The organism is Janthinobacterium sp. JC611, assembly GCF_018682595.1.
Classification (GTDB): Bacteria; Pseudomonadota; Gammaproteobacteria; order Burkholderiales; family Burkholderiaceae_D; genus Janthinobacterium.
In genome coordinates this window covers 1-4,509 of record NZ_JAFLJN010000055.1, presented here as the reverse complement: position 1 = coordinate 4,509, position 4,509 = coordinate 1, and the positions used below count along the sequence as shown (strand labels likewise).

The following is a 4,509-nucleotide window of genomic DNA, read 5'->3' as shown; positions in this document are numbered from 1 at the left end:
CGGGCAGAATCTGGCGGCAGGCAATATGAGCATGACGGGCAGCGGCGTCGATCTTGCTGGCATCGTGAATAGCGCGGCGAACATCGCGCTGACGGCGACGCAGGGTAATGTTAGCACGGCCGGCTCCAGCATCGGCACGGTCGGTACGCTGAACGTGAACGCGCAAGCCGGCAATGGCCAGACGTGGGATAACAGCCGTGGCGATATCGTGGCCGGTCAACTGGTGGTGCAGACGGCTAACCTGAACAATAGCAAGGGCAGCATCGTGCAGAGCGGCAGCGGCGATACGTCTATTGTCATGCGCGCGCCAAATGGTGCACTCGATAATACCGATGGCCGGATTGCCGTCAATAGCGCCAACCTTACCCTGGGTGCCGCAACGCTGAGCAATGCCGGCGGGCGGATCGAGCACGCTGGCCTGGGCCAGCTGGCCATCAATGCCGGAGCCTTGAACGGGCAGGGTGGCCAGATCACTGCTAATGGCAGCCTGAAGATCACCGCTGGCAGTATCGATTTTCGCAAGGCCAGTACGCAGGCTGGGCACTTGACCATCGACAGCGGCAGCCTGGATAACCGCCAGGGAGAACTGGTGCAGCTGGGGCAGGGCGCCAGCAATATCCGCATCGCGCAAGTTCTGGACAATCAAGGTGGATTGATCGCCAGCAATGGCAATACCACCGTCAGCGCGCAGGTCATCAGCAACCAGAGTGGCACGGTGCAGGCGGCGGGCAGCGCCACCTTGGACCTGAGCGCCGGTACCTCATTGAATAATGACAACGGCGGCAAGATCGCAGCGGGAGGCGACGCGACGCTTCAGGCCGGCAGTATGTCGAACCGCGGTGGCAGCCTGACGACGGGCGGAAGCCTTGCGTTGACGCTGAACCAGGCGCTCGACAATAAAGACGGCCTGGTGGCCGCCAATGGCGATCTGGGCATCCAGGCTGCGAGTATCGACAATACGGGCGGTAAACTGGCCAGCGTCACGGGCAATCTGCGCGCGACCACGGGCCAGCTGCGCAACGACAGCGGGCAAATTCAGGCTGGTGCGGACGTTGTTTTGCAAAGCTCAAGCCTTGGCAATACGCTGGCTTCCGGCTACGCCTCCGCAGGCAGCATCGTGGGCCGCAACGTCAGCATCGATACGGCGGGACAGGGCTTGAACAATGTCCAGGGAACCATCGCCGCCACGCAAGTACTGAATCTGCAAACTGGAGAGCTCAACAATCACGGTGGTTTGCTGCAAGCAGGCAATGCGATCGTCATCAACACCCATGGCCAGGCGCTCGATAACAGCGATGCCGCGGCGTATGCGGCTAGCCATGCCGGCAGCAATGGCGGCATCAGCAGCGGCGGGACGCTGACGCTGGCGACTGGCGCCTGGAACAACGCGGCTGGTTTCCTGGGCGCGGCGGGGCAGGTAGGCGGCAGCAGCGGCTACATCAATAATCTGGGCGGAAAAATTGTTTCCAGCGGCGGCCTGGAACTGGCCATCGGCGGGCTGGCCAATCAGGGCGGGCAGGTGCAAGTGGTCGGCAACCTGGGCTTGCAGGCGGGCGCCGGCACGATCGACAACACGTCCGGACTGATACGTGGCGGCGCTGCCGTCGCGCTGGGGGCTGGCGCCATCGTCAACCAGGCAACGCAGGGGACCGACAAGGGAATCGAAGGCCGCGACGTCAACCTGTCGGCAGGCATGATCAATAACAGCCAGGGTGGCTTGCGTGCAGACAATAACCTGAGCATCAGCAGCAACGGCAGTGTGAACAATACATCCGGGCTGATCAGTGCGAACAATAGCGTCAGCGTCAAGGACGAGGGCGCCAGCCGCGGCCTGAGCATCAGCAATGGCGGCGGCACCATTATCGGCGGCGAACTGGCGGCGATCAAGGCAGCGGGCTTGAGCGGTAGTGGCAACGTGATGTCCAGGGGGGATCTGAGCCTGGATCTGAGCGGCAATCATGTTGTCGAAGCGGGGGCGCAGGTGATTGCCAACCGCAATGCCAGCCTCAGCGTGGGTGGCAGCCTTGTCAACGCGGGCAAGGTGCAGGCAGGCCAGATACTGGCGCTCAATGCCTACAGTCTCGACAACACCAGCAGCGGCGACATCAATGCCGGCACCACCAGGGTGAATGTCGCGACGATCCTGAGTAACCGGGGCGTGATCGATGGAGTGAATACGCAGATTGATGCGGGCACGCTCACCAATATCGGCAGCGGGCGCATCTACGGCACTGCGCTCAGTATCGGGGCGGCCACGCTGAACAACGATGTCGAGGGCGGCGTGGCGGCGACGATAGCGTCGCGCGGCAGCCTCGATATCGGCGCCACCACCATCAACAACAGGGAACATGCACTGATCTTCAGCTCAGGGGACATGGCGATCGGCGGCAGCCTGGATGGCAACCGCTATGCCACAGGGGCCGTGGCCAGCCTGACCAATGCCAGCGCCACCATCCAGGCCATGGGCAATTTGGCGCTGAGGGCTGGTGAAATTACCTTGTTGAACAATCACTTTGCGGTCGAGTTTACCTCCACGGGTAAGTCGGAAAATGTCCGAGAGTATCGTACGAGTGATGGCAAAAGCTATGCCGACAATGCACCGGGGGTCTCAACGACGTTAGGCGCCGATGGAAACCGGAGGCTGGATACGCCCGATAACAACGGTGGATATGACTTCAGTGAATACAGTGTTCGGCGCACGACCAGCACCAGTCGGGTGACGGAGACTGATCCTGCTGTCATTAGCGCAGGTGGTAACCTGACGGTAGAGGCGTACAAAATCCGCAATGAAAACAGCCGCTTTGTCGCGGGGCAGGCGCTGAAGGTCAAGGGTGTCATTGAGGAAAATATTTCTACGGGTAACCAGACCCTGATTACCGATAAAGGAACGCAGACTATATACATGTACCTGGACATGGAAGTGCCGGAGAAGGTTCGGGACTTTGAGGTCCAACACCTTGTATTTGATGTCGACGGTACGAGAACTGTTAACGGGCCGGATACGCCGTCCTCGGGCGGTGCGCCCTCCAACAGTGTCGGGGCACGCGCGAATGTCTCTTCTGCTGGAGCAAGCATTGGCGCTGGCGCCGCCAATGTCAGTGTCTGGCTCAACACGGTAGGCAATACGGCGGGTTCCGTTGCCGGCGTGGCAGCCAGTAGCGGCCAGGGTGCGGCCATTGTTGGCGCAGCCAGTGGGCCGCGCGATAGCCAAATCGGCAATGTCGGCGGCACGGGCGGGGTCGCTTCAGTGGCGGGCCAGACGGTGTCTGCGGCCGACGGCGGCAGCGCCGATATCCATATGTCCTCTATCCTGCGCTCCAACGTCGGCACGGGCACCAATGTGGCCAGTGCTGGCGTGGCCAGCGGCAGCGGCGGCTTGCAAGGCAGCGACCGGACCGGCCAGGCTGGCCAGGCCGGCAGCATTTCCGCCGTGGCAGCGGCAGCCGTGGGCGCGGCGGTTGGTGAGGGTAATGCTGGCGGTATTCGCGATCCGAATCAGCTGGCAATCGGCTCGCAGGGCGGGCCAAGCAGTGTAAGTGGCGAGGTGGGCTTGCACGGCAGCGACCGCACAGGCAGCGCCGGCCAGGCTGGCAGTGTGGGAAGGGTAGCTGGCAGCAATGTGGCCGTGGCGGGTGCGCCAGCCTTGGGCGGCGTCGATACGGCGGGTCTCGCTGTGGGCGCCGTAGCTGGCCCGGCTGGCGTTGCTGGCGCTAAAGGGATTAATGGCAGCGATCGGACCGGCAATGCGGGTGTGGCCGCGCAGCCTGGCGCAGTGGCGGGAAGTGCCTTGTCCAAGGTCGATGGCGCGGCAGGCGCCACGCAGGCGGCTGTGGGGACGGGCACGCAAGCTGCCATCGGCACGGCGGCTGGCGCTGCTGGCAAGGTCGCGGCAGGCCCTGGCGCAGGCCATGCGCGCTCGCCGCTGATCCGGCAAGTGGCGCTGGCCAATCCGGGTGGAAAGGCGGAAGTCGTCAGGACCGGGGCCAAACCCCTGCAACTGCCGAATGCCAGCCTGTTCAAGATCAGCCCTTCGGCGTCGGCCCAGTATCTGGTTGAGACCGATCCTCGCTTTGCCGAGTACCGCACCTGGACAGGTTCGGACTACATGAGTAGCAAAATGCAACTGGATCCCGCCGTCACGCAAAAGCGGCTAGGCGATGGCTTCTATGAGCAGCAACTGGTACGCGAGCAGGTCGCCGACCTGACTGGCCACCGGTTTACCGGCGACTATAGCAACGACGAAGAGCAATTCCGCGGCTTGATGGACGCCGGCGTCAGCTATGCCCAGCAGTATGGCTTGCGCCCCGGCGTGGCACTGACGCCGGAACAGATGGCGGCATTGACCAGCGACATCGTCTGGCTGGTCGAGCGCGAAGTCACGCTGGCCGATGGCAGCACGCAAAAGGCGCTGGTGCCGCAAGTGTACGTTCGCCTGCGCGCCGATGACATCGACGGCACAGGTGCCTTGTTGGCCGGCAAAAATGTCGATATCAATATCACCGGCGACCT

At 62.9% G+C, this 4,509-nt stretch carries 1 protein-coding gene; it reads left to right on the top strand.

All coding sequences use genetic code 11. From position 1 onward, the window contains the following. Positions 1-31: 31 nt before the first annotated feature. A partial coding sequence (locus J0O65_RS28195) for a beta strand repeat-containing protein (RefSeq protein WP_502793594.1) occupies positions 32-4,509 on the top strand: 4,478 nt, incomplete at its 3' end.